The sequence below is a fragment of the Williamsia sp. Y712 genome (assembly GCF_059445525.1).
This window is the reverse complement of the sequence record NZ_JCAIUN010000001.1, coordinates 1,757,395-1,782,759: the sequence shown is the minus strand read 5'-3', so window position 1 is coordinate 1,782,759 and position 25,365 is coordinate 1,757,395. Positions and strand designations below refer to the sequence as shown.

Below are 25,365 nucleotides of genomic sequence, written 5' to 3'. Positions count from 1 at the left end.
AAAACGACCCGCAGCCGAAGCTGCGGGTCGTTGTGCGCTCTGAGTGGATCCGGCGAACCGGACCGTCGTCAGATCAGAATTACTTGACGGAAACCTTGGCGCCGGCCTCTTCGAGCTTGGCCTTGGCTGCCTCGGCGGAATCCTTGTCGACCTTCTCGAGCAGTGCCTTGGGGGCAGACTCGACGAGATCCTTGGCTTCCTTCAGACCCAGTCCGGAGACGACCTCGCGGACGACCTTGATGACCTGGATCTTCTTGTCGCCGGCCGACTCGAGCACGACGTCGAACTCGTCCTGCTCAGCAGCGGCTTCAGCGGCAGCCGGAGCGGCAGCAGCAGCGGCGACCGGAGCAGCCGCGGTGACCTCGAAGACGTCTTCGAACTTCTTCACGAACTCGCTGAGTTCCAGCAGGGTCAGTTCTTTGAACTGCTCGATGAGCTCGTCAGATGAGAGTTTCGCCATGGTGGCAATCCTTTCTGTCTTTCCCATGGGCGCACGGTGACGCGCGCCGGGAATGTTGGTGGGGTTTTATTCGGCCGCTTCTGCGGGTGCGACCGCGGCTTCTTCGCTGCCCGAGGCAGCTTTCTTTTCCTGCAGTGCGGCCGCAAGACGTGCGACCTGGGATGCGGGCTGTGTGAACAGACCCGCGGCCTTTGCCAAGTTGCCCTTCATGGCACCGGCGAGCTGCGCAAGGAGTACCTCACGGGTTTCGAGGTCGGCGATCCGATTGACCTCATCCACGGACAGCGCGCGGCCATCCATGAATCCACCCTTGATGACGAGAGCCTTGTTGTCCTTGGCGAAGTTCTTGATCGCCTTGGCCGCCACAACCGGCTCACCCTCGATGAAGGCGATAGCGGTGGGGCCAGTGAACAGCTCGTCCAGACCGGTCACGCCCGCATCAGCTGCGGCACGCTTGACCAGGGTGTTCTTGGCGACGGAGTAGACGGCGCCTTCGCCGAGTGAACGACGCAGCTCAGAGATCTGCTTGACCGACAGGCCACGGTATTCCGTGACAACTGCTGCGGTGGCTCCCTTGAACTGCTCGGTGATCTCCGCAACCGCGGAAACCTTTTCGGTGTTTGCCATACTTCGCCTCCTCTCATGACGTGTCGGTTGGCACGTTGGAGCGCGACGTATCGGATGGGCCAAGTGCCCCACCAACGACAAACGCCCCGGCACAGGGCACGGGGCGCACACGAGCGAAGTGGCATGATGCCACCTGACTGCGATACCTCGTTCTCCCTGCGTGGGCCGCCGACGAAAGTCGGGCCTTCGGCCGATCCGCGATGATCGCGTACCGGTAACCAACGGTCTCTGGTTGAACTGGCGTCCGCAGGCATATGACCCGCGAACACCAAGGGGTAACACTACCGGTAAGTGCCTCCCGGTCACAAATCGGCCACATCCGGATCAATTTGTGAAGCCGGATTAACCCGATTGTCGCGACCGAACGCCCGCTCGGCTACATTGATGCAACCAGTCCAGTGTGAGCCGGGTCACGAATACCGGGTAGCACTGTCCAGCAGCACGATGGAGTGTTGTCGCGACCTGGATTCCCCGGTCAGCACCGGGGTTTTCAGATTTCGCCGCATCCCTCCCGGCAGTGGAGAGGGAGCGCCATGGTCTACCAGTTGAGCCCGTACGAGTCCGCGGTGAGCCGTGGGGTCAGCCGGACCGCTCCTACACTCCCCCTCGGCGATCCGACCGGTGGCGCGAACGCCCGTTGGTGGCGCGAACTGGTCGACGGCGAGCCGGAGTTCGCTTCGGTGTCGATCGATCGGTCCGTCGACCTGGAGATGAGCGACGGTGTCCGGTTGCGTGCGACGTTGATCCGGCCGGTCGACAAGTCCGGCGAGGCTGTCACCACCGCGCTGCCCACCGTCGTCAGCATCAATCCCTATAACCGCGCGTTCCTCGACGTCATCGACCAGGCCACCCACCACCTGCCACTGCCGCCGCTGTCCGGCGGCATCCTCGATGTCTTCGGCATCAACCGCAAGCTGGTCCAGAGCGGATATGTACAGCTGGTGGTCGATGTCCGCGGTACCGGTTCGTCTCATGGCCGCTGGCAAATCCTCGGCGACCGCGAGCAGCAGGACTCGATCGAGATCATCGATTGGGCCGCCTGCCAACAGTGGTGCGATGGCAACGTCGGTATGGCCGGTTGGTCATATTCGGCGATCAACTCGCTGCAGGCCGCGGGCAACGGATCACCACACCTCAAGGCCGTCTTCGCGGTGGAGGGTTGCGAAGACATCGTTCGCGACATCTACATCACCGGCGGCGCCCCGTCTGTGTTCATTCCGATCTGGCTGGCCGGGGTGAACCTGCTCAAGTGGCTTCCCAATCCGTCCACCGTGCTCGGTGACGTGCTCGGCACGAACGGGCTCACCTGGCTCAAGGATCGCCTCGCCTCCCCTGCGACCGAGATCGGCTCTTTGACAAGAGGATTCCTCACCGGCACCGATCCCCGGATCTACGACGATCCGTACTTCGACGAACGCGATCCGAACATCGATCAGATCACCGCACCGACGTTCGTCTTCGGCGGTTGGCACGACCTGTTCGGCCGCAGCGCAACCCGGATCTACAACCAGCTCAACCTGCCTCCCGGCCAGAAGCAGCTCGTCATGGCCGACGGCTATCACATCGATGCCGGTCTCGGCTTCGGCGGACGGGTCTCGCCGCCGCGGGTCGATGTTCTCGAGCGGGCCTGGTTCGACCGCTGGCTCAAGGGCATCGACAACGGTGTCGACGAATACGGTCCGGTGACGCTGCAGCAGCAGGGTGGTTCGTGGACGTCGGGACAGTCGTTCCCGCGCAACGACTCCCGAGTGCAGCGCCTCTATCTGTCGGCGGCTCATTCGGATACGTCGAAGCACAGCGTCCACGACGGAAGTCTCGGCACCACCGTCAACACCGAGCCGGCCGCGCTGGGCATTCGCCCCGACGCCCGCGGGCTGGTGTCGCGGGACATGACGCAGGTGACCGCAGGCGCGACGCGGGTGCTGGGCAAACGGTTCACCACCGACGCCCGGTTCCAGGAACGGGGCGCACTGTCGTTCACCACGGCGCCGGTATCCGATTCCGTTCAGATCTCCGGCTCGGTCAACCTGCACCTGCGCACCACTTGCGCCGGAACCGATGCCTTGTGGGCGGTCACGCTCAATGATGTTGCACCGGACGGCACCTCGACCGTGCTGTCGAACGGATCACTGACCTCATCGAATCGCTCGCTGGATCCGGAGTTGTGTGAGTACGCCGAAGACGGGTCGCTACTCCTGGCCCACCATCCGCTGACTTTCAAGCGCAAGCTCAAGGTCGAACCGCACCTGCCGGTCGACCTCGACATCGACCTGGTCGCAACCGATGCCATCCTCGAGCCCGGACACCGACTGCGTGTCGATGTGTACGCCGCCAGCCTGCCGCGGTTCCTTGCGGTCCTCCCCGACCTGATCAAGGCCGGATTCCGGACCCAGAAAATCGTCCTCGACCCATTTCATCAGAGCTACCTGACCTTCCAGGCGGTCGGCACACCCGCCTGGTAATACCTCGACCGAACTCGAAACCCACCGCGTCGCAGTTACCATCGACCGTGCCGACCCCACAGCAGAGTGCGCCCATGGCCCCGACCACACGAGGGGCAGTTGGTCGTGGTTGACGCGATCGCCCAGACCATCCCGATCGGGATCGGCCTCACCCTGATCTCGCTGCCGGTCGCCGTCATGGTCCTGGTCTTGATGTCGGCGGGTGAGCACCGCGCGGTCGCCGCGTTCCTGGCCGGCTGGGTCGCCGGGATCGTGGTGTTGTCGGTGGTTGCGATCGCCATTGTCGATGCACCGGTGGACGACTCCGCGGACAGCTCGACCCGATGGGCAGACATCGTGCGGATCGTGGTCGGCGCGGCCGCACTGGCGTTGGCGGCGAAGAACTGGTCCGGGCGACCGAAGGGTGACTCGGCGCCACCGATGCCCAAGTGGATGGCCTCATTCGAGGCCATCACCCCGTCAAAGGCGGGCGGACTGGGCTTTCTCCTGGTCACCACCAACCCGAAAAATGCGGTGGTGGTCGTCTCGGGAGCGACAACCATTGCGGCAACCACCGAAATTGTTGCCCACCAGTCCATCTCGGTGGCACTTCTCGCTGCGCTCGGCACCCTGGGTGTCGCGGCACCGGTCATCGCGAAGGCGATTCTCGGGGACCGGGCATCGTCGGTGCTCGACGCCACCAAGGACCAGATGATCCGGCACAACAGTCTCATCATGGCGGCGGTGCTGACCATCATCGGCGCCGTGCTGATCGTCAACGGCATCACCGGACTCCTCTGAGTGCTCAGCCGACGCGGATCCCGCTGTCGCCGAAGGTGACCCGATAGACCAATGCCGCCTCCGGCCCCAACACCAGACCCACCAGGTCGATGAGGGTGCCTGCGAACCGCGGTCCGTGTTTGTCGATTGCCGATCCCGGACTCAGGTGGTGGGCAAGCTCGTGCAGAACCACCAACTCCCGCATCGCCCAACGTCCCTGCGTCGCAACCGGAACCGCGATCATTCCCGCTCCGCCGCCCGGGTCGTATTCGTAGTGCGCCTGATGTTGTCCGCGGCGGGTTCGTACGCTGACCGGGATGGCTGCCCGCGCGAATCGGGCGATGACGCTCTCCATCGTCAGCACCCGCTCGACGTAGTCGCGGACCGAGTCGACCGATCCGAACTTCGCCTCGGGCGGCAAGGTGACCGTGGTCCCGGCGATGGCCAGGACGTTCCCGCCACCTGCGGCCCGCTCGAACACATTGTGAACCAGCCGTTCTGCCGCATACAACGCCGACCGCTGACTGTCGCGCTCGCTCACCGCCAAACGCTCCGCTTGTTCGAAGACGCTCCACATATTTCTGGAGCATCTTGACAAAAGCGGAGCGTTTGCGTGGTCACGCCTCGAGCGCCCCGCGAGGGCCACCCAGTGCGATGTCTTCGCCCAGTCGTGCACGACGCCCGGCCCGGTCGCCTGCCCGGCGCGCACCTTCGGAGTAACCGGCCGATGCACTGTGGGAGCGCCAGGTTCCCCTGGCCGTCGAGACGTCCCGATGGAAATCCCGGACCTCGATCTCCTTGTTGCGCAGGACCAATGCCGTCCCCGACTCGGTGTTGCCAACGTCGGCGGCGACCGCCTGCTCCCGTGCCTCGTCGCGAGCGGCGGCGAGCCGCTTGCCGATCCGTTCGGCGAATGCGGACTGAAAGTTCAGCCGGGCCGTGATCGGTGAGAGCTGCTTCTCCTCGACGACCCGTCGCGCGTACCGGCCGCGACGCTCGGTGACCACCCGGGCGAACGTCTCACCTTTGTAGTCCCCCGACTTCAGGTAGGCGTCACTGGCGGCGACCATCTGCACCACGAGCGAGCTGTACAACGCCTCACACGAGTCGATGTCGCCGGGAAATCCGTAGGCGTAGACAAAGGTCGAGTTGCTCGCGACGTCGCACGTGATGTCGTTGGCCCTGGCGATCGCGACAAACAGCTGCACGTACGTGCGCAGACCGCGTTTGCCCGCCTCACCGATCGCGATGTTCCGTTGCTCCGGTGCCACTCGCCGGTTGCCGTTGCCGTGCGCCCTGGCCACGGCGAGGTCGATGGACGCCGCGGTGGCCAGCCGCTGTGCCGCCTGCATGAATGCCTGCGCCTCGTGTTCGTTGTCTGTGCCCTCGGCTTGGCGGAGCAGACCCGCGATCTTGGTCAGAAGTTTGTTGTCCTGCACCCGTCCAACCTTAGGTGTTGGCGCCGACCTCACCATTCGGGCGGCGTCGCATTGTGGACCGGGTCTTCTGGTGGGGACAAATGCCGGCAGCACACCTGGCCCGAATTAGGAAATAGTGATTTACTAACTCCTGTGGCCAGACCGCGCGTGAATACCGATACTGCACTCATCGACGCTGCTGCCGCGGTGCTCGCCCGGACCGGCAGCGCCCGATTCACCCTCGAACTCGCAGGTCAGGAGGCGGGGGTATCGGCCGCGACGCTGGTCAAACGGTTCGGATCCAAGCGTGGACTCCTCATCGCGTCCTCACAGCGCTGGATCGATTCCATCGACGCCGACCCGGCACCGCTAGCCGGCGAAACGCCGTTGGCGACGCTGCATCGGCTGTCGGTGCGGTCCTATATCGACCACTCCCACCCCGACGAGGCCGCAAACCATGTCTCGTCACTGGCCGCCGACCTCGGCGATCCCGAGCTGACCCGGCTGTTGGCGCTGGGGTGGCAGCGAAAGCGCTCACAGCTCGAACTTCTCATCGCCCGCGCGATCGAGGCTGGGGAACTTCCCCACGCCCCCGACCCAGCGGCGGCTGCACGCACCCTGTTCGCCCTGCTCGAGGGCAGTTTCCTCGGATGGACCATCGATCCGACCAACCCCCTGGTGTCAATCCTCGACACCGAGTTCAACAACCTCACCTCCGCTTGGAGATGAAAGGAAGCTCCCATGACCTCGACCACCGACATCACCGGCGCTGTGTTCATCGCGACCAGCGTCGACGGCTACATCGCCCGTGAGGACGGCGGCATCGACTGGCTCACCAGCCGTGATGACGACATGAGTGAAACCGGCTACGGCGAGTTCGCCGCATCGATCGATGCAATTGCGATGGGCCGCAACACCTACGAGGTCGGCCTGTCGTTCGAGCAGTGGCCGTACGAGGGCAAGCGCGTCCTCGTCGTCAGCTCGCAACTCGACGCAGGCGTCGACGATCGCATCACCGTGCACCGCAGCATCGACGACGTGCTCGCGACCGCGAAATACGAGGGCCTACGACGCCTGTATGTCGACGGCGGGCGGCTGATCACCGGATTCCTGGACCGCAAGATCATCACCGAACTGACCATCACGACGGTGCCCGTCATCCTCGGTTCGGGACTACCGCTGTTCGGATTCATCGACGAAGACATCCTCCTCGAACACACCCGGACCGTGACACTGAGCAAGGGCCTGGTGCAGTCTGTGTACCGGGTGATACCGGATGCCATGCTGAAACGGTGAAACAAAATCTCGAGCCGAACGCCGAACGCAAACTCTTCGACCACAGCAACACCTCGTCGAGAGAGTTCTATCGGCTGCTCACCTCGTCGGTCGTGCCGCGCCCGATCGCCTGGGTATCGTCCCGTAGCGCCGCCGGTGTCGACAACCTGGCGCCCTTCAGCTTCTTCTCCGTTAGTTCGACGGATCCCCCGATCGTGCAGTTCACGACGGTGGGCGGCTTCAAACACAGTTCCGACAACGCCAGGGCCACCGGCCAGTTCGTGATCAACGTCGCGACCGAGTCGATGATGCACGCGGTGAACGCGACTTCGGCCGGATTCGATGAAGACGTCAATGAATTCGAGGCCGTCGGGGTCGCTTCCGCACCCGCGTCGGTTGTCGACTGCCTGCGCGTGCGCGACAGCCCGGTCGCAATCGAATGTGTCCTGCATCAGATCGTCGAAGTCGGCAACTCACAGGTCGTGATGGGTCGGGTGGTCGCGGTGTCCGTCGATCCGGCCGTTGCCGCCGACGACGGTCACCCTGACTTCACCAAGCTCGCGCCGATGGCCCGTCTGGGCCGCACGGAGTGGGGACTGCCGGGCAAGGTAGTCAACCTCGAGCGGCCTAAGTAGCACCATCCCACTTGCGTTGGTTCGAAACTTGCAGGTGAGAGGGCCTGTCCACAAATAAATAATAATTTAGTATTGACATCGATCGGTGTCTTGGGTCACTCTTTCCACAGCACAGTTACCAAGGCGAAACATCGAGGTCACATTGCAGTTCAACAAGAAGTGGCGAGCCGTTCTCGGCACCGCACTGGTCGCGGTCACGCTGGCCGGTTGCTCTGGCACTGTCGGCGAACACGGACGGATCGGCGTTGTCTACCTCAACGCCGAGGGTTACTACGCCGGAGTTGCGCGAGGGGTCACCGACACTTTCGCGGGCACGGGCGACGCGCCCCAACTCCTCGAAGCCAACATCCAGTCGGACGCGTCGAAGGAGAGCACCTTCGTCGACACCATCGCGTCGGTCAAAGCCGACGCGCTCATCATCTCTCCCGCGTCGAGCACGGCGTCGATTCCTGCACTGGAACTCGCGCACGAGAACGGTGTCCCCATCGTCTGCTACAACACCTGCGTCGAGGACGAGGCGGCCGAAAAGCTGGTCTCGGCGTACATCCTCGGCGATCCGAAGGAGTTCGGCGCCGCATCCGGCAGGCAGATGGCAGCGTACTTCCAGGAAAAGGGCGTCGCCGCACCCAATGTCGGCGTGATCAACTGCGAGCAGTTCGAGGTCTGCATCGAGCGGCGTATCGGTTTCGAGGAGGCCCTCCTGGCCGGCGTACCCGGCGCCAAGATCGTTGCGAACCAGCAGGGCCTGACGCTCGATGACGCCGTCGAGAAGGCCGAGCAGATGCTCACCGCCAATCCGGAGATCGAGGCGTTCTACGGCGAGGCCGGGTCCCAGATCATCGGGGCGGTCCGGGCGGTTCAAGCACGCGGAAAGACCGGACGGATTGCCGTCTTCGGTGGCGACATGTCCACCCAGGCGGCAGAAATGTTGCAGGACAACAGCATCCTGAAAGGTGTCACGGATATATCGGGCATCAAGGTCGGAGAGCTAGCCGGCCGCGCAGCGTTCGACATCCTCGACGGTAGGGAGCCTGAGAGATTCCTCATCAACGTGCCGATCGACGAGTACGTCGGACCAGAGGCGGGCGCGCAGTGGGTCGAGGCACATCCCGACGGCATTCCGTGATGACCGACTCCCACTCCGTCGACCCGATCCAGCAACGGAAGGCCACCATGACCGAACACACCGATCAGACCTCGACCGCAGTGGTCGCCCAGATCGATGGCCTGACAAAGCATTACACCGGTGTTCAAGCGCTCACCGATGCCTCGATCACCATCCACCGCGGCGAGGTCCGGGCGCTCCTCGGACGCAACGGCGCGGGTAAGTCGACGATGATCCGGATCTTGTCCGGGGTCGAAACGGCCGATCGCGGGACGATTCGGATCAACGGTGAACCGCTGGACAACGGTGGAGTGCGTCGGTCGACGACGCTCGGCGTCGAGACAGTTCATCAGGAACTCAGTCTGGTACCCCAACTGACGGTGGCGGAGAACATGTTTCTCGGCGCTTGGCCGCGGTCGCACGGCCGGATCGACTACGAGACGATGCGGCGCGAGACCGCAGCAGTTCTCGAGGAGCTCGAGTTGACCATCGACCCATCGAGTCGTATCGAGGACCTTCCGCTTGCCGAGCAGCAGCTCGTCGAGATCTGTCGGGCGGTCCGCCGCCGTCCGCATCTGCTCATCCTCGACGAGCCGACGAGCGCGCTCGCGGCGGCCGAGGTACAGATCGTACTGAGCACCGTCACTCGGATTGCATCACGTGGTGTCGCAGTCATTTACGTCAGTCATCGCCTCGACGAGATCCGCCAGGTCGCGTCCACCGCGACCGTCTTGCGCGATGGCCGTGTCATCGAAACGGTGTCGCTACAGGACGCGAGCACGGCGCATGTGGTCGCCCTGATGGTGGGTTCGGTCACCGAGGTGCAAGAACGCACCGAGCGCGTCGTCGACCGGTCCGGGGTGCCGCTGCTGTCCGTACGAGACCTCAGACTTCCTCCCAAGGTCGACGGCGTGTCATTCGACGTTCACGCCGGTGAGGTCCTCGGACTCGCCGGCCTGATGGGGTCCGGACGGAGCGAGGTCTTACGCGCGATCGCCGGATTCGATCCGGTCGCGTCCGGATCGATCTCCGTGCAGGGCAAAGCGATCGACGGACTGACCGCGGCCAGGATGAAGCGCCTCGGAGTGGGCATGACCCCCGAGGACCGCAAGGGTTCGGGAATCGTTCCGATGCTCGGCGTGGACGAGAACATGATGATGTCGGACTTCGGTGCCGTCAGCACCGGCCCGACCATCGATTACCGGCGTGTGCGGGCCGCGGCCTCGGCGTTGATCTCCAAACTCACCATCGCAACCGCAACAGGCCAAACGCCAATCGTCAACCTCAGCGGTGGCAACCAGCAGAAGGCGGTCATCGGCCGCCTGCTGCATGCCGGTAGCCGAATCCTGTTGCTGGACGAACCCACTCGCGGCGTCGACGTCACCGCGAAAGGTGAAATCTACCGGCTGGTCCGCGAACTCGCCGACGGTGGCGCCGCCGTCATCTTCGTGTCAGGAGAGCTCGAGGAGCTACCCCTCGTCTGCGACCGGGTCATCGCACTTCGCAACGGCACCATCGCCGACGAGATGACGGGCTCAGCCATCACCATCGATTCCGTTCTCGCCGCGGCGATGGCGGCGTAGCACCACCCAACACTTACGAAAAGAGGACCTGTGGTCATCACCGAGAAGAGCCGTCCGACGGGCGGCAACGAGACCAAGGGCAGCTGGCTGAGCAAGCGCACCCATCAACTGAACGAGATCGGCCTCGTGATTGCCATCGCGGTGCTCTACGTCGTGCTCGGTCTCAGTGCCGCGGGATTCACAGACGGTGCGAATCAGCTGGGCATCCTGCGTGACGCTGCGACGATCGGCATCGCCGCATGGGGCGTGACGCTGGTGATCATCGCAGGTGACATCGACATCAGCATCGGACCCGCGGTCGCGTTCGCCTCTGTGCTGGTGGCGATGGGCAGCACGCAGTGGGGATTCGGCGTCGTCGGCGCGGTGTTGATGACTCTCGTTCTCGGCGCTTCGTGGGGCGCTCTCGCCGGCTGGCTACGAGCGTCATTCGGCGTACCGTCTTTCATTGCGACACTGGGCTTGTGGAGCGTTCTGGGTGGCCTCGGTCTCTACCTGACCGACGCACTGCCTGTGGTGTTGCCGGACAGCGCCCTGTTCGACCTGCTCGGCGGCTCGATACTGGGCATCCCGACGTCCGCGGTCGTCATGTTCGCACTGTTCGCCATCTTCGTGTACATCTCCAAGTTCACCGCATACGGCCGCTCGGTCTACGCCATCGGTGGCAACGCGGCCGCGGCGCGCCTGTCCGGTATCAACCTCACCAAGGTGCGAATCCTGTTGTTCGCCACCACCGGCCTGCTCTCCGCCATCACCGGCATCTTGCTCGCTGCCCGCCTCGGTGCCGGATCGGGCAGCGCAGGAAGTGGCCTCGAATTCGACATCATCGCTGCCGTGGTGATCGGCGGCGCCGCACTCGCCGGCGGCCGTGGGACGATGCTCGGCACCTTCCTCGGGGTCGTGTTCATCACCGTCATCGGCAACGGTTTGGTGCTACTGGGCGTGAACTCGTTTCTCCAGGACGTCATTCGCGGTGTCATCATCGTCGGAGCCGTGCTGATCAATGCACTGATCGGCCGGCGCAGCGCCGCGGCCACACGCACCACGTAGGGCTCACCATGATCTACCGTCAACACCAAACACACAGGCCTGCAGGAGGAATCGTGACCACAGTCGACTCAGAATCTCCGGCCATCGCGAAGTCGATGATCGGCGTCTACCTCCCCGGCAACTCGACAACTGAGCGTCGAGAGGTCGTGGTCCCCACACCGGGACCCGGACAGCTACTCGTCGAGGTGGGTGCGGCAGGCATCTGCGGCACCGACATCAGCTACATCTACCGCGAATACAAGACACATCGCGGAGTCGACGGGCCTGCCTATCGCGGCGTCGTCTCCGGCCACGAGCCGTCCGGACGAGTGGTCGCCGCGGGTCCGGGCTGCGCGCGCTTCGGCGAAGGTGACCGCGTCATCGTCTATCACATCGCTGGTTGCGGACTGTGTGACAACTGCAGGCGCGGCTACTACATCAGCTGCACCTCCCCCGCCCGGGAGTCCTACGGTTGGCAGCGCGACGGTGGCAACGCACGATACGTGCTCGTCGAGGAGCGCACCTGTGTGCCCTTGCCGCAGCAGCTGTCCTATGTCGACGGAGCGTTGATCGCCTGCGGATTCGGCACCGCGTATGAGGGGCTTCGCCGCATCGGTGTCAGCGGCGAAGGTGACCTCCTGGTCGTGGGGCTCGGACCCGTCGGTCTCGCGGCCGGGATGATCGGTCGCGGCATGGGTGCCCGCCGGGTCATCGGTGTCGAGCTGTCCGAGGTTCGTCGCGACTGGGCCGACTCACTGGATATCTTTGATGCCACCGTCGCGCCCGAAGACGCTGAATCCGCGCTGACCGAACTGACCGATGGCGCCGGGTTCGCCTTCACCATCGACGCGTCGGGTTCGGAGCCCGGACGCGCCACCGCCGTGCGACATGCCGCCGAATGGGGCCATGTGTCGTTCATCGGTGAGGGTGGCCGGTTCGACACCGAGGTCTCGGATGCCCTGTTGCACAAGCAGTTGACATTGCACGCGTCCTGGGTGACTTCCCTGCAGGCCATGTCCGACCTTGCCCACAACCTCGTCACGTGGGGCCTACGACCCGAGGCGATCGTGAGTGATCGTTTCACGCTAGAGGAGTCGGAGGGCGCGTTTGCGTTGGCCGCAGGCGGAAGTCGCGGCAAGGTCGTGTTCGTCTCGGATTCGGTGCAGTGACGCCGCATCTGCCGCACCCCGACATCCTCGTCGACATCGACAGGGGCAGTTCAGCGCGCCCCGACGTCATCTGGCTGGACAATTCCGTGCTCCGGCTCGGCTTTGTGCCGGCACTGGGTGGGCGACTCCTGTCCATCCGGCTCAAAGGCCGAGAAACACTGTGGCGCAACAACGCCCTCCTCGACGACAACCTGCATCCGCAAGAAGGCCACGTGCCCGTCCCGGTGTCCGGGCCGATGAGCACCTGGAACAACTACGGGGGCGACAAGACCTGGCCCGCACCGCAGGGCTGGTCGGGACCAACCGAGTGGGCAGGTCCGCCGGATCCGGTCCTCGACTCGGGTGGTTATGACTGGAACCTGACGCACACAACTGATTCGGTGACGCTGACCATGACCAGCGGGCACGATCCACGCACCGGGTTGACACTGAGCCGGGCGATGACCTTGCATGAGGGACGCAGCTGTTTCGACACCCGACTCGGCGCGCTCAACACCTCTTTCGACCCCGTCCGGTGGTCGCTGTGGAATGTCACCCAACGCGCCGGGGGTGGGCCTGGCAGCGGTGGCGTCGATGTCGGTGTCGAACGCGGCGACCACCGCGGTATCCCACTCGCGGTGGGTACCGGTGTCCCCCGCTTCGAGATCCGCGATGATGCGCGCGTGCACGTGCCCCACCAGGATGTCGTCGGCAAGGTCGGGTTTCCCGGTGCCGCAGGGTGGTTGACGCATACAGCCTTCGGGGTGACTGCGACACAGGGGTTCGCGGTCGACCCACACGGCGACTACCCCGACGACGGGTCACGTGTCGAGGTGTGGATGGAGCACCCGTTGACCGAACCGATCACGCATCTCGGTGATCTCCAACCGCGTCACCGGATCGTCGAGACCGAGGTACTCGGCCCCGCCACAACGTTGGGTCCGGGAGAACACACCCGTCTGGACTTTCGCAGTGGCGTCACCGACGGCAACTCGGAGGTCACGGCACTCACCCCCGTCGGTCACTGGACCGACCAGGGCCAATTCGGCGCCTACACGTCCGGCGACATCTTCGTCGACGGGGTGTTCACCACAGCGGTTTTCGCAGGTACCACGTCAACGGACGCCGGCGCGACCGGCGGGCGGTCAGTCACGATTCGCGAACATCGCTCCGGCACCGAGCACGACCTCGGCAGAATGGAAGAATCATGACCCCACGGCTCAACCCAGGAACCGTCCTCATCACAGGCGCTGCGCGCGGAATCGGTGCCGCGACCGCACGGGCGATGGCGACTTCGGGCTGGGCGGTGTCGCTGCTGGACCGCGACGACGCCGTGCGCGCTGTTGCATCCGACATCGAGGAGACCGGCGGACGCGCGGTGGCCTACCGCGGCGACGTCACGTCCGAATCCGATTGGGCCGCAACCCTCGAGCGCACCCATGAATTGCTCGGCCCGGTCGACGCACTGGTGAGCAACGCGCTCGCCACCGACCACACGCCGATCCACGAGATGACGCTGGAGTCCTGGCAACGCCAACTCGACGTGAACTTGACCGGTACATTCCACGGGGTGCGCGCCTGCCTGGAGGATCTGCGCCGGGACAATCGCGGGTCTGTGGTCCTGGTCTCGTCGGTCCACGCAAACTTCGGACTCCCGAACGTACCCGGCTATGCCGCGACCAAAGCCGGCCTCACCGGTCTGACCCGACAACTGGCGGTGCAGTACGGCGGACAGGTCCGCGTGAATTGCGTCTTGCCGGGACCGATCCTGACGGCACAGTGGGACGGGGTCGGCGCCGACGACCGTGTTTCCAGTGCGGAAGAGACCGTCATGGGCAGGCTGGGAGACCCCCGAGAGGTCGCGGGTCCCATCGAGTTCCTGCTCGGCCCGTCCGCGTCCTTCATCACCGGGGCGGCCATCGCCGTCGATGGTGGGTGGAGCATCACGAAGAACTCGTCCTGAGTGAAAGGCCTACCAATGAACCGATACGGTGTCGAAGGATGACCGGCTACACAGGGCGTGGATTGCACGGCACCACGGTCGAGGTGCTGGGTTCGCGCATCGTCGCGGGCAGCATCCCCCCGGGCGAGATCCTCGACCTCCGGGCACTCGGGTCCGAACTGGATCTGTCCATGACCGCGCTGCGCGAGGCCATCAAAGTGTTGGCTGCCAAAGGTTTACTCGACTCCCGGCAGCGGCGTGGGACATATGTGCGAGAGCGTGCGGCATGGAATGTGCTGGACACCGACGTAATACGTTGGCGGCATTCCGCCGGCGACGCCGCCGCCATGCTCACCGAACTCGCCGAGGTGCGGGCCATTCTCGAACCCTCCGCCGCCGGACTGGCCGCGCTCCGCCGCACGGACACCGATCTCGCAGACTTCGACGTCGCCCTCGCCGCCATGGCAACCGCGAAGTCCGTGGAGGAAGCCGCGGCAGCCGACCTCAGTTGGCACGGACTTCTGCTGCGCGCCGCGCACAACGAAATGCTCGCCAGTATGAGTGTGCTCATCGAGCCGGCATTGCTGGTCCGAGACTCCTTGGTACACAACCACAGCACCGAAGACCCCGTCCCCGTTCACCAGGCGGTCGTCGATGCCATCCGCAACAGGGATGCCGCGGGTGCGGTATCGCTGACAAGGGCCCTGCTCGACAAATCGGTCGACGACCTGTCGAGCGTGCTCGGTCTGCTCGACAGTGAGGAAACACAGTGAAGGTCACCGCAATCGAAACGTTCGCGGTCGCGCCACGGTGGCTGTTCTGCCGCATCGAGACCGACGACGGCATCGTGGGGTGGGGTGAGCCCGTCATCGAAGGTCGGGCCGACACCGTCCGCGCTGCCGTTCACGAGCTCGGCGAACTACTGATCGGGCGTGATCCTCGCACGATCGAAGCGCATTGGCAGGTGCTCACCAAGGGGGGATTCTACCGAGGTGGACCGATCCTCTCCAGTGCCGTCGCCGGAATCGATCAGGCTCTGTGGGACATTCTCGGCAAGTCTCTCGGAGTCCCGGTTCACCAGCTGCTCGGCGGTGCGGTGCGCGAACGGGTTCGCGTATACGGGTGGATTGGTGGCGACGAACCGAACGAAATCGCGGATGCGGCACGGGCACAGGTCGAATCGGGCCTGACGGCGCTGAAGATGAACGCCTGCGGCAAGTTCGGCCGACTGGCCACCGCGGCAGAATTGGACGGTGTCGTCGACCGTCTGTCACAGGTGCGAGACGCCATCGGGAACGACAACGATGTCGCGGTCGACTTTCACGGGCGTGTCGGTGTCGCGGATGCGCGCCGACTGCTTCCGATGCTCGAGCCGTTGCGACCCCTGTTCGTCGAAGAGCCGGTCCTCCCGGAGTTCGGCCACCGCCTGCGTGATGTCGTTCAGTCGAGCACCGTCCCGATCGCCACGGGTGAACGTCTCTTCAGTCGAGGTGAATTCCTTCCTGTACTCGAGGCCGGCGTGTCCGTGGTCCAGCCCGATATCTCGCACGCAGGCGGTATTTCTGAAGTCCGCCGGATCGCTTCGCTTGCGGAGCCGTTCGGTGCGCTGCTGGCACCACACTGTCCACTCGGCCCCCTCGCGCTGGCCGCGAGTCTCCAGGTCGCTTTTGCAACACCCAATTTCCTCATCCAGGAACAGTCCATCGGTATCCACTACAACGACGGCGCCCCGCAACTACTCGACTACGTCCTCGACCGGGCACCGCTGCAATTCACCAACGGTCACGTCGAACGATGGGATGCCCCGGGCCTCGGTATCGAGATCGACGAGGCCGCTGTCCGAGCGGCTGACGAGACAGCGGTCAGCTGGCACGGCCCGATCTGGCATCACCCCGATGGGTCATTTGCCGAATGGTGACTTCCCACAACGCGATCGAAAGAAAGGCAACTCAATGACACTGCTCGACGACTTTCGTGAACACCGCCTTCTCGGCATCATTCGCGGAAATGATGCCGCGGCCTCCATAGACACCGCCTCGGCACTAGCCGATGAAGGTGTGCGGATGTTCGAGGTGTCGCTGACCTCCGCAGACGCGTTGCACGTCATCGAGGCCATCGCCGCTCGCCTCGACGGTCGGGTCCAACTCGGCGCCGGCACGGTTCTCACCGCCGACGATGTCCGACGCGTCCGGGATGCGGGTGCGACCTACGTCGTCACACCGGCGCTCGCCCCGTCCGTCACGACGGCCGTCGACGCCGGGATTCCCGTCTTGTGTGGGGCACTGACCCCGACCGAGATCGTGGCTGCAGTCGCCCTCGGCGTCGACGCGGTGAAAATTTTTCCCGCCTCAGTGATGGGTCCGAAGTACATCAAAGACCTTCGCGCGCCGTTCCCGGACGTACCGTTCATCCCTGTTGGTGGGGTCGATGCGGACTCGATCGCCGCGTATCTTTCCTATGGTGCAACGGGTGTTGGGGTGGCCAGCCCGTTGTGCGGGGACGCACCCGATGGCGGCGACCTCGACGCCCTGCGCGGTCGTGCGCGCGCCTTCCTGGCGGCCGTGCAGGCCTCACGATGAGCTCAGATATCTCTGCCGCAGCGCAACTCGACGTGGTCACGGTCGGTGAGACCATGATCGCGGTTCGGTGCTCGGGGCGGATCAGCCTCGGAGCCGACGCAACTCTCGCTGTGGCGGGAGCGGAGTCGAATGTGGCAATCGGGCTCGCCCGGCTCGGGCACCGTGTCAGGTGGGGTGGTCGACTCGGTGACGACGAATCGGGCGAGTTCGTCCTTCGCACTCTTCGGGCCGAGAACGTTCTGGTCGACAGCGTTTCCCGCGACACCGAACGTGCTACCGGCCTGGTGATGTTCGAACAGCGGCTACCGGACGTCACACGCGTCGAGTACCACCGGCATGATTCTGCGGGCGCGCGCCTGAGCTCGACGGATTCTCTGGCAGCACTGGCTCAGCGACCCCGGATTTTGCACGTCACCGGGGTGACGCCCGCTCTTTCCCCGAGTGCTGCCGAGTCTGTCCGCGAGGCCATGCGGCGGGCGCGTGAGATCGGTACCTTGATCTCGTTCGACGTGAACTACCGTTCGCGCCTGTGGGATTCGGCAACCGCCGCCATGGTGCTCAGACCGCTGGCCCGGTCCGCCGACATCGTCATCGCATCTGCGGACGAGTTGCCGCTCGTCGCAGACACTCCCACGGAACTGCTCGACTCCGGCGTGGTCGAGGTCGTGGTCAAACTCGGCGCCCGCGGAGCGGTCGCACACACCGCCGGGGCGGTCGTCGAGGCACCAGGTCACCGCGTCACGGTCGTCGATTCGATCGGTGCGGGCGACGCCTTTTGTGCCGGATACCTCTCCGCACACCTCGACGGCGCCGACCTGCCCTCCCGGCTCGCTCGCGCAAACACGCTGGGCGCCTTCGCCGTATCCAGTTCCGGTGACTGGGAAGGACTGCCTCGGCGCGACGAGCTCGACCTCATCGCCGCGGAGTCCGGGTCGGCGCTGCGATGAGCGTGGTCGGAGACTGGTCGGCAGTCGGAAACAGCCGATACGAGCTCGGCGAGGGCGCACGGTGGATCGGATCCGAGTTCCTGTTCGTCGACCTGCTTGCCGGAAAGCTGTTGAGTATCAACGCAGACGGGTCTGGCAGCCCACGTCAACGACTCAGCCTCGACGTGCCTTTGGGCGCAGTGGCCCCACGGGCCGCTGGCGGACTGATCGCCGCGGCCGGGACCGGAATCGTCGTCCTCGACGACCAAGGTGGCGTCGATTGGTTGGCGCAACCGTTCGCCGATTCGTCGGTCGAGACCCGGATGAACGACGGCGCCGCGGATCCGCTCGGTCGTTTCTGGGCGGGCGCGATGCCCTACGACGGCACACCGGGCGCGGGGCGGCTGGTCCGCGTGGACCCGAGCGGCGAGGTGCACGTCGTGTTGGACGGGCTCACCACCCCGAACGGTCCGGTCTTCTCGTCGGACGCGCGGACCATGTATCTGGCGGACAGTGCGCGCGGATTGATCCTTCGTTTCGAGCTCTCCCCGAGCGGCGTACTCGATCCCGAACCCCAGATCTTCGCCACGGTTGACGATGCCAGTCCGGACGGGATGACCGTCGACTCTGACGGTCACCTGTGGTCAGCGCTCTGGGGTGGTCACCGTCTTCACCGGTATTCACCCAGCGGCGAGCTCGTGGACGTCATCGAGATTCCGGCGGCGCAGCCGACGAGTATCGCCTTGAGCACCGACAAGCCCGGCCGAATCCTCGTGACCACTGCCACTCACGGGCTCCGGTCGCCAGGCCCACTCGACGGGGCACTCTTGACGGCATCGACAACCGCAGTGGGTGTTCCGACCGCCGTTTTCGGGTGACGAGCCTCTCGGCTATCTGGAGTGATACTCGCCGTTCGGGAAGGGACTGGCCCGCCGGGGCGTTGTCTCTCTTGTACGTCTTGTTCACACATATACGCGGATTAAGAAGGCCCCAAGGCATGTCTCCTACCCTGTCCATTCTCGACCTCGCCCCTATTGCCCCCGGGCAGAGTGCTCGCGAAAGTTTCGCAGGCAGTGTGCAACTCGCCCGCGCCGCCGAACGGCACGGCTACAAGCGCGTTTGGTATGCCGAGCACCACAACATGGCAACGATTGCGTCCTCGGCCACAAGCGTCCTGATCGCACACATCGCCGCACATACCGAGACCATTCGACTCGGCGCCGGCGGCATCATGCTCCCGAACCATGCACCCCTGACCATCGCCGAACAGTTCGGGACGTTGGAAACACTGCATCCGGGCCGGATCGACCTCGGTCTGGGCCGGGCACCCGGCAGCGATCAGGCCACCATGCGCGCCCTGCGCCGCGACAACAGCTCAGCCGATCGGTTTCCCCAGGATGTGCTCGAGCTGCAGGGTTTTCTGGGTGACGAGTCTCGAATTCCCGGGATCACCGCAGTCCCCGGGGCCGGAACCCATGTGCCGCTGTACATCCTCGGCTCGTCGTTGTTCGGTGCCCAGCTCGCGGCGCACCTCGGTCTGCCGTACGCGTTTGCCTCGCACTTCTCCCCCGATGCCCTGCAACAGGCAGTGACCCTGTACCGCCGCGACTTCAAGCCGTCGGAACAACTGTCCGAGCCCTACGTCATCGCCGGCGTGAACATTGTCGCCGCCGACGATCCCGACGCTGCCGCCGCGGACTTCGAGGCGTTGCGACGCATCCGCGTTCGTGGCCTGATCTCCAGAGGACCGTCGACGCCGCAGTACAGCGACGAAGAGATCGACGCCTTTTTGACCACGCGCGAGGGGCACCAGATCGCCACGATGATGAAGTACACCGGAGTCGGAACCGGCGACGATGCCCGCCGCTATCTCGAGGACTTCGCCGAGATCGCACAGGCCGACGAACTGATGGTCTGCCATCAGTCCGTCTCGATCGAAGGCCGTTTGCGTTCACTCGAACTCACCGCCGACGCGATGAAGGCCGCTCAGGTCTGATCCACCCTGAAGTCTGCCGAATATGGGGGGTCAGAGGGAAATACTCCCTCTGACCCCCCATATTTGACAGTTTTCAGGGCCAACAACAACAAAGGCCGGGACCCCCCGTGGGGAGTCCCGGCCTCATGTCAGTTCAGACGTGGGTGCTCAGACGTCTTCGTTGTTGTAATTGCGGTTCACCGACGGATCCACCGGGATGCCCGGTCCGGTGGTGGTCGAGACGGTGACCTTCTTCAGGTACCGGCCCTTGGCCGCCGACGGCTTCGCACGCAGGATCTCGTCCAGCGCAGCGCCGTAGTTCTCGGCCAGCTGCTTCTCGTCGAACGAAGCCTTGCCGATGACGAAGTGCAGGTTCGAGGCCTTGTCGACACGGAAGTTGATCTTTCCGCCCTTGATCTCGTTGACGGCCTTGGTCACGTCAGTGGTGACGGTGCCCGTCTTCGGGTTCGGCATCAGGCCACGCGGTCCGAGGATGCGGGCGATGCGGCCGACCTTGGCCATCTGATCCGGGGTGGCGATCGCGGCGTCGAAGTCGAGCCAGCCTCCCTGAATCTTCTCGATCAGGTCCTCGGCGCCGACCTCGTCAGCTCCGGCAGCGAGGGCCTCATTGGCCTTGTCGCCGGCGGCGAAAACGATCACACGGGCGGTCTTACCGGTGCCGTGCGGAAGGTTGACGGTGCCGCGCACCATCTGGTCGGCCTTACGGGGGTCGACACCGAGACGAACTGCAACCTCAACGGTCGCGTCGGTCTTGGTCGAAGAGGTCTCCTTGGCCAGCTTTGCAGCCTCCAGCGGACTGTAGAGCTTGGACTTGTCGACCTTTTCAGCTGCGGCCTTGTATGCCTTGCTGTTCCTGCTCATATTTGCTCTGTCTTTCTCCGCAACACATGCGGTTTGGTGGTGCGGACCGAGCCGGCCCTGCCACGATTACTTGGGTTTGGAAGCTCAGGCCTCGACGGTGATGCCCATGGAGCGGGCGGTTCCGGCGATGATCTTCGCGGCCTGCTCAACGTCGTTGGCGTTGAGGTCTTCCTGCTTGGTCTTTGCGATCTCACGGACCTGATCCATGGTGACCTTGCCGACCTTGGTCTTGTGCGGCTCTCCCGAGCCCTTCTGCAGACCGGCAGCCTTGAGCAGCAGCTTCGCGGCCGGCGGGGTCTTCAACTTGAAGTCAAAGGACCGATCTTCGTAGACGAAGATCTCCACAGGCACGACATTGCCGCGCTGGCTTTCTGTCGCGGCGTTGTACGCCTTGCAGAACTCCATGATGTTCACACCGTGCTGACCAAGTGCCGGACCCACGGGCGGTGCCGGGTTGGCGGCGCCTGCGTTGATCTGGAGCTTGATGATCCCGGTGATCTTCTTCTTCTTCTTGGGGGGCATCCTTTTCCCTGTTTCTGATTGATGTCGCTTGGGCTGATGACTTGCTTCAGCCCGGTTTCACGCCCGCTGGAGACGTGAAAGTCTGTTGGGCCGGAAAAGACCTGCTAGATCTTTTCGACCTGGTTGAAGGCGAGCTCGACCGGGGTCTCACGACCGAAGATCGAAACCAGCACCTTCACCTTGCGCTGCTCTGCGTTGACCTCGCTGATCGACGCAGGCAGCGTTGCAAACGGTCCGTCCATGACGGTGACCGACTCGCCGACCGTGAAGTCGACCTCGACGACCGGCGCGCTTGCGGCGGCCAGGTCTCCTCCACCCTCGGCGCCCGATTTGGCCGAGGCCTTCTTGGGCTCGGTGCGCGGCATCAGGAACTTGAGGACGTCGTCCATCGACAACGGGGACGGACGCGAGGTCAGTCCCACGAAGCCGGTGACGCCGGGCGTGTTGCGCACTGCGCCCCACGACTCGTCGTTGAGTTCCATGCGAACGAGGATGTAGCCGGGCAGCACCTTGCGGTTGACCTTCTTGGGCTGACCGTTCTTGATCTCGGTGACCTCTTCGGTCGGAACCTCGACCTGGAAGATGTAGTCGCCGACATCGAGGTTCTGCACGCGGGTCTCGAGGTTGGCTTTCACCTTGTTCTCGTAACCGGCGTAGGAGTGGATCACGTACCAGTCGCCGGCAGCCTTCTTGAGAGACTTCCGCAGTGCCTCGACCGGGTCTTCTTCTTCCTCGGGCTCGGCAACTTCTGGGGCATCGACAACTTCTGCGGCGTCGGCAGCCTCGTCGAGGGTCTCTTCGGCGGCGTCGTCGTCGCTGTCGGAGGTCTCGGTGTCGGGGGCCTCGTCGGTCGGTTCGGAGTCGGAGACGCCACTGTCAACAGCGCCCGAATCACCGGCCGCCTGATCGATGGTGTCGGTTTCGGTCTCGCTGATTTCAGCGTCGTTCTCGGGGGTGCTCACTGCAGCCCACGCTCCCTTTCTTCGAAGCAGTCGCTCGGGTTGGTTACCCGAACAACCACAAAACTCCCTTGGCAAAGCCCAGGTCCAGCGCAGAGATGAACGTAACCATCACGATCACGAAGATCAGCACGATGATCGTGTACTGGATCAGCTGCTTCTGGGTCGGCCAAATGACTTTCTTGAGCTCACTGACAACCTGCGTCAGGAACACGTAGAGCCGCATGAACGGATTGCGGCTGTCTTCCGGCTTGACCCGCTTGCGCGCGCCGTCCTTTTTCTTGTCCTTGCCGGCGTCTTTGGTGGTGACGGCCGACGAAGTGGAATCGTCGTCATCGCCACTGTCGCTTTTCGCGAGGTTTGGTCGCTTGCCACGCGGCGAACGCTTGCCCGAAGGACGCGCCTGCGTTGCGGTATCACCGCTGGCGGCGTCGTCTTCCACCGAATCCGTTGCGGAGTCCACAGAGGCGTCGAGCTCGACCTCGTCGGTCGGCTCGGCCGCGTTCTTGGCGCGTTCGGCGCGGTCGCGCTTGCTCAACTTGATCCTCTCGTGGCTGAAGTCCGTTGCTGGCGTGCCGGGCCTGGGCCCTGCCACACAACAACTGACATCGGTTGCCCTTCCGGTGTGTGAAACACACCGCCAAGGGCAGGGGCGACAGGACTTGAACCTGCAACCTGCGGTTTTGGAGACCGCTGCTCTGCCAGTTGAGCTACGCCCCTTTGGGTCGTCTCGGCTTCGCTGACCACGTGATGGCCCTCGAGTCCTCGTCGACCCGGCGTCTGGACTACACAAAACCAACGCGCCACCCTTAGGGCAGCGCGCAAGTTTGAGTAAATCTCAGACTTTAGAAGTGTACGTCACCAGGTGGGTCGAACTCCAACCAGCTCTGTGAGCTGGGCTTTGTCCGTCGATTACCCGGGTCGGTACGAGAGATTCAGTTGAACTGCACTGTCGCGAGCGCGCGCCCGAAGATCTTGCGCTCACCTTGTTTTGCGACCATCGAGATCTGCCCGCGCCGGGTTTCCGGATCGAGCGACTTCACCTTGCCGGTGAAATCGACAGATGCGTAGTCGTCTGCAGGTACGTACACGGGGCTGGTGAAGCGCACGTTGTACTCGCAGATTGCCGCCGGGTCGCCGATGAACTCGCCGAGGAAACTTGCTCCAAGGCCCATCGATTGCATGCCATGGGCGACGACGTCGTCCAGGCCGGCGACCTTGATGACCTCATCACTGTAGTGGATGGGGTTCGGGTCTCCGGCAACCCCTGCATAGTTGATCAGGTTGCCACGGGTGAGCTTGAAGGTCCGCGGCGGGAGTTCCTGGCCGACGGTGAGCTCATCGAAGTTGACGGCACCGTAGGCCTGGGGCGACATGACGGGGTCCGGGTCGTCATACCGGGCGAACGGCCCTTCGACCGTCTTGCCCGGGTTGATACCGGCGGGTTCCTTCATCATCACGTGCTCGAGTTTGTCGACCAGCGCCGGATCTGCCTCCACCGCGGCGCGTGCGGCCAGGCTGGTGAAGGTGGTCATCACCGGTTCATTGCGCTGATTCCAGATGACGTTCTTGGTGACCATCAGGTCGGTTCCCGACATCTGACGGAAGGATTCGAGGGAGACGTCGCACACCAGCTGGTCGCCGACCCTGATCGGCTGATGGAAGACCAGCCGCTGATCGCTCTGCATGATCTGCCAGAGGTCGTAGCCGGTGACAACGTCTTCGAACAGGCGCCGCTGCGCGATGATGCCGAGTACCGAGACGAACGTGGGAGCGGCCACGAGGGTGTCGTGACCCATCTCGCGGGCCTTCTCCTCGTTCCAGTGCACGGGGTTGGTGTCCTGCACGGCGCGGGCGTGTTCGCGTACCTTCTCGCGTCCGACCTCGTAGTAGTCGTCGACGGTGTACTTGAAGCCGACCATCTTCTGCGTGTGCTCGGCGATCTGTTCGGGGGTCTGCTTTTCGCCGTCCCCGAGCGGTTCGAGGCGCTGCTCGACCTTGGCTTCGCTCGCATTCGTCACTCGACCGACCTCATCTTTCAACTATCCATTGGACGCGGGCGGGGCGATCATCGATCAGAGCTGGGGTGCCGCGGCGCCATTTTCTTCTTCAACACCAAAGACCGGGAACACTGGCGCGTCCCCGGTCGAATAGGCAGTCAGCGACTGACCACCAGATGGTGGCTAGCGCGATTCCTTGTGGTTCTGGTGAGTTCCGCAGTTAGGGCAGAACTTCTTGATCTCAAGGCGATCGGGGTCGTTACGCCGATTCTTCTTGGTGATGTAGTTGCGGTGTTTGCAAACCTCGCAGGCCAAGGTGATCTTGGGGCGCACGTCTGTTGAGGAGGCCACGGGATTGCCTTTCAGGTGGATCGTGTGGTGTGTCTCCTTGAGGGGAGACACTCGGTGGTCATCGCCGGAGCGATACTGCTAGCGCGTTGCCGCAGGCGGCAGTGGTGGTGCATTGCCGCAAGCGGCACTGCTAGCGCGTTGCCGGAGGCGACCTGCTAGCGCGTTGCCGGAGGCGACCTGGTAGCGATGGCCGGACTCGAACCGGCGACCTAACGATTATGAGTCGTTCGCTCTAACCAACTGAGCTACACCGCCATGGCCCGGAATCGACTACGGCGGGGCGGCGTCTAGCAGTCCCACCGCTCGATCCTGAGTCCAGCGAGCCCCCTGACGGAATCGAACCGTCGACCTTTTCCTTACCATGGAAACGCTCTACCGACTGAGCTAAGGGGGCGTGGCTCTTTGCTCCGGCGCCTTGCGGCACCCTTGCTTCAGGGCCTCATCGAGATTACACAGCGCGCCCGGCTGGTGCCAAATCCGCTGTTCGTCCCTCTTTCGCACCAAACGGCCTCTCACTGAAAAAACTCAGCTCGAGGCCGCTTTTCTGGCGCTGTGGCAGGTATAGGATTCGAACCTATGTAGCTTGCGCGGCGGATTTACAATCCGCTCCCTTTGGCCGCTCGGGCAACCTGCCGTGCCACTTTCCGTTGTCTTTTGGACCATCGGAAAGCAACGCGGGAAACATTACATTGGGTACCCCCCAGATTCACAAATGCGCTGCTCAGCGGCAC

General features: G+C 64.0%; 27 protein-coding genes and 4 tRNA genes. 17 read left to right on the top strand and 14 right to left on the bottom strand.

Going from position 1 to position 25,365, the window contains the following annotated elements:
• Window positions 1–79: 79 nt before the first annotated feature.
• Together rplL and rplJ are read right to left on the bottom strand one after the other, a co-directional pair.
• Entirely contained in the window at window positions 80–460 is a 381-nt protein-coding gene (gene rplL / locus AC1D75_RS08250; protein ID WP_495516012.1) for a 50S ribosomal protein L7/L12, read from the bottom strand.
• Between the two features lie 66 nt (window positions 461–526).
• Window positions 527–1,087 carry a 50S ribosomal protein L10 gene (gene rplJ, locus AC1D75_RS08245; RefSeq protein WP_495514784.1) on the bottom strand — a complete coding sequence of 187 codons (561 nt, stop codon included), beginning with the start codon at window positions 1,085–1,087 and terminating at the stop codon, window positions 527–529.
• Between the two features lie 533 nt (window positions 1,088–1,620).
• On the opposite strand from rplJ, the gene AC1D75_RS08240 reads away from it, so the two are divergent.
• Together AC1D75_RS08240 and AC1D75_RS08235 are read left to right on the top strand one after the other, a co-directional pair.
• The gene (locus tag AC1D75_RS08240) at window positions 1,621–3,549 is read left to right on the top strand and encodes a CocE/NonD family hydrolase (protein WP_495514783.1); all 1,929 of its coding nucleotides are present in this window, start codon (window positions 1,621–1,623) and stop codon (window positions 3,547–3,549) included.
• A 105-nt stretch (window positions 3,550–3,654) separates the two neighbouring features.
• Window positions 3,655–4,329, top strand: a complete 675-nt coding sequence (locus AC1D75_RS08235) for a GAP family protein (RefSeq protein ID WP_495514782.1) — start codon at window positions 3,655–3,657, stop codon at window positions 4,327–4,329.
• Between the two features lie 4 nt (window positions 4,330–4,333).
• On the opposite strand, the gene AC1D75_RS08230 is transcribed toward AC1D75_RS08235, so the two are convergent.
• Both AC1D75_RS08230 and AC1D75_RS08225 read right to left on the bottom strand, forming a co-directional pair.
• The gene (locus AC1D75_RS08230) at window positions 4,334–4,849 is read right to left on the bottom strand and encodes a TIGR04338 family metallohydrolase (RefSeq protein ID WP_495514781.1); all 516 of its coding nucleotides are present in this window, start codon (window positions 4,847–4,849) and stop codon (window positions 4,334–4,336) included.
• 76 nt (window positions 4,850–4,925) lie between these two features.
• Entirely contained in the window at window positions 4,926–5,747 is an 822-nt protein-coding gene (locus AC1D75_RS08225; protein ID WP_495514780.1) for a DUF2786 domain-containing protein, read from the bottom strand.
• A 132-nt stretch (window positions 5,748–5,879) separates the two neighbouring features.
• Here AC1D75_RS08225 and AC1D75_RS08220 point away from each other — a divergent pair, with 132 nt between their 5' ends.
• The 15 genes from AC1D75_RS08220 to AC1D75_RS08150 all read left to right on the top strand — a co-directional run bounded on the left by AC1D75_RS08220 (window position 5,880) and on the right by AC1D75_RS08150 (window position 19,941).
• A complete protein-coding gene (locus AC1D75_RS08220; RefSeq protein WP_495514779.1) occupies window positions 5,880–6,455 on the top strand; it encodes a TetR/AcrR family transcriptional regulator in 576 nt (191 codons plus the stop codon).
• A 12-nt stretch (window positions 6,456–6,467) separates the two neighbouring features.
• Entirely contained in the window at window positions 6,468–7,022 is a 555-nt protein-coding gene (locus AC1D75_RS08215; protein ID WP_495514778.1) for a dihydrofolate reductase family protein, read from the top strand.
• Window positions 7,019–7,636, top strand: a complete 618-nt coding sequence (locus tag AC1D75_RS08210) for a flavin reductase family protein (protein ID WP_495514777.1) — start codon at window positions 7,019–7,021, stop codon at window positions 7,634–7,636. Before AC1D75_RS08215 ends, AC1D75_RS08210 begins: the two co-directional genes overlap by 4 nt.
• A gap of 85 nt (window positions 7,637–7,721) precedes the next feature.
• Window positions 7,722–8,762, top strand: coding sequence for a substrate-binding domain-containing protein (locus AC1D75_RS08205; protein ID WP_495514776.1), 1,041 nt, complete (start codon window positions 7,722–7,724; stop codon window positions 8,760–8,762).
• Window positions 8,762–10,324: a sugar ABC transporter ATP-binding protein gene (locus AC1D75_RS08200; RefSeq protein WP_495514775.1), complete on the top strand. Its 1,563-nt coding sequence runs from the start codon at window positions 8,762–8,764 to the stop codon at window positions 10,322–10,324. The genes AC1D75_RS08205 and AC1D75_RS08200 overlap by 1 nt, the downstream gene beginning before the upstream one ends.
• 30 nt (window positions 10,325–10,354) lie before the next feature.
• Window positions 10,355–11,371, top strand: a complete 1,017-nt coding sequence (locus tag AC1D75_RS08195; RefSeq protein ID WP_495514774.1) for an ABC transporter permease — start codon at window positions 10,355–10,357, stop codon at window positions 11,369–11,371.
• Between the two features lie 53 nt (window positions 11,372–11,424).
• On the top strand, window positions 11,425–12,519 hold the full coding sequence (locus tag AC1D75_RS08190) for a zinc-dependent alcohol dehydrogenase family protein (RefSeq protein WP_495514773.1): 1,095 nt from the start codon (window positions 11,425–11,427) through the stop codon (window positions 12,517–12,519).
• The gene (locus tag AC1D75_RS08185; protein WP_495514772.1) at window positions 12,516–13,709 is read left to right on the top strand and encodes a DUF4380 domain-containing protein; all 1,194 of its coding nucleotides are present in this window, start codon (window positions 12,516–12,518) and stop codon (window positions 13,707–13,709) included. Before AC1D75_RS08190 ends, AC1D75_RS08185 begins: the two co-directional genes overlap by 4 nt.
• Window positions 13,706–14,461, top strand: coding sequence for an SDR family NAD(P)-dependent oxidoreductase (locus AC1D75_RS08180; protein WP_495514771.1), 756 nt, complete (start codon window positions 13,706–13,708; stop codon window positions 14,459–14,461). Before AC1D75_RS08185 ends, AC1D75_RS08180 begins: the two co-directional genes overlap by 4 nt.
• A 38-nt stretch (window positions 14,462–14,499) precedes the next feature.
• Window positions 14,500–15,213 (top strand): FadR/GntR family transcriptional regulator, encoded by a 714-nt coding sequence (locus tag AC1D75_RS08175; protein ID WP_495514770.1) that lies wholly within the window; start codon window positions 14,500–14,502, stop codon window positions 15,211–15,213.
• The gene (gene dgoD, locus AC1D75_RS08170; RefSeq protein ID WP_495514769.1) at window positions 15,210–16,358 is read left to right on the top strand and encodes a galactonate dehydratase; all 1,149 of its coding nucleotides are present in this window, start codon (window positions 15,210–15,212) and stop codon (window positions 16,356–16,358) included. Before AC1D75_RS08175 ends, dgoD begins: the two co-directional genes overlap by 4 nt.
• Before the next feature lie 34 nt (window positions 16,359–16,392).
• Entirely contained in the window at window positions 16,393–17,019 is a 627-nt protein-coding gene (locus tag AC1D75_RS08165; RefSeq protein ID WP_495514768.1) for a bifunctional 4-hydroxy-2-oxoglutarate aldolase/2-dehydro-3-deoxy-phosphogluconate aldolase, read from the top strand.
• Window positions 17,016–17,966: a sugar kinase gene (locus AC1D75_RS08160; protein ID WP_495514767.1), complete on the top strand. Its 951-nt coding sequence runs from the start codon at window positions 17,016–17,018 to the stop codon at window positions 17,964–17,966. The genes AC1D75_RS08165 and AC1D75_RS08160 overlap by 4 nt, the downstream gene beginning before the upstream one ends.
• Complete coding sequence (locus AC1D75_RS08155) at window positions 17,963–18,823, top strand: SMP-30/gluconolactonase/LRE family protein (protein WP_495514766.1); 861 nt, start codon at window positions 17,963–17,965, stop codon at window positions 18,821–18,823. The genes AC1D75_RS08160 and AC1D75_RS08155 overlap by 4 nt, the downstream gene beginning before the upstream one ends.
• Before the next feature lie 119 nt (window positions 18,824–18,942).
• Window positions 18,943–19,941 (top strand): LLM class flavin-dependent oxidoreductase, encoded by a 999-nt coding sequence (locus AC1D75_RS08150; protein ID WP_495514765.1) that lies wholly within the window; start codon window positions 18,943–18,945, stop codon window positions 19,939–19,941.
• A gap of 147 nt (window positions 19,942–20,088) precedes the next feature.
• On the opposite strand, the gene rplA is transcribed toward AC1D75_RS08150, so the two are convergent.
• The 10 genes from rplA to AC1D75_RS08100 form a co-directional block, all read right to left on the bottom strand.
• Window positions 20,089–20,802, bottom strand: a complete 714-nt coding sequence (rplA, locus tag AC1D75_RS08145; RefSeq protein ID WP_495514764.1) for a 50S ribosomal protein L1 — start codon at window positions 20,800–20,802, stop codon at window positions 20,089–20,091.
• A gap of 84 nt (window positions 20,803–20,886) precedes the next feature.
• On the bottom strand, window positions 20,887–21,324 hold the full coding sequence (gene rplK, locus AC1D75_RS08140) for a 50S ribosomal protein L11 (RefSeq protein WP_495514763.1): 438 nt from the start codon (window positions 21,322–21,324) through the stop codon (window positions 20,887–20,889).
• 104 nt (window positions 21,325–21,428) lie between these two features.
• A complete protein-coding gene (gene nusG, locus AC1D75_RS08135; RefSeq protein WP_495514762.1) occupies window positions 21,429–22,286 on the bottom strand; it encodes a transcription termination/antitermination protein NusG in 858 nt (285 codons plus the stop codon).
• 43 nt (window positions 22,287–22,329) lie between these two features.
• Window positions 22,330–22,821, bottom strand: a complete 492-nt coding sequence (secE, locus tag AC1D75_RS08130) for a preprotein translocase subunit SecE (RefSeq protein WP_495514761.1) — start codon at window positions 22,819–22,821, stop codon at window positions 22,330–22,332.
• A 109-nt stretch (window positions 22,822–22,930) separates the two neighbouring features.
• Window positions 22,931–23,003 (bottom strand) — tRNA-Trp (locus tag AC1D75_RS08125).
• A gap of 215 nt (window positions 23,004–23,218) precedes the next feature.
• Window positions 23,219–24,304 (bottom strand): fused (3R)-hydroxyacyl-ACP dehydratase subunits HadA/HadB, encoded by a 1,086-nt coding sequence (locus AC1D75_RS08120; protein WP_495514760.1) that lies wholly within the window; start codon window positions 24,302–24,304, stop codon window positions 23,219–23,221.
• Between the two features lie 162 nt (window positions 24,305–24,466).
• On the bottom strand, window positions 24,467–24,634 hold the full coding sequence (gene rpmG / locus AC1D75_RS08115) for a 50S ribosomal protein L33 (protein ID WP_028463290.1): 168 nt from the start codon (window positions 24,632–24,634) through the stop codon (window positions 24,467–24,469).
• A gap of 178 nt (window positions 24,635–24,812) precedes the next feature.
• Window positions 24,813–24,889 (bottom strand) — tRNA-Met (locus AC1D75_RS08110).
• Window positions 24,890–24,955: 66 nt separating this feature from the next.
• Window positions 24,956–25,028: transfer RNA gene (locus AC1D75_RS08105), tRNA-Thr, on the bottom strand.
• Between the two features lie 159 nt (window positions 25,029–25,187).
• Window positions 25,188–25,268 (bottom strand) — tRNA-Tyr (locus tag AC1D75_RS08100).
• Window positions 25,269–25,365 lie beyond the last annotated feature (97 nt).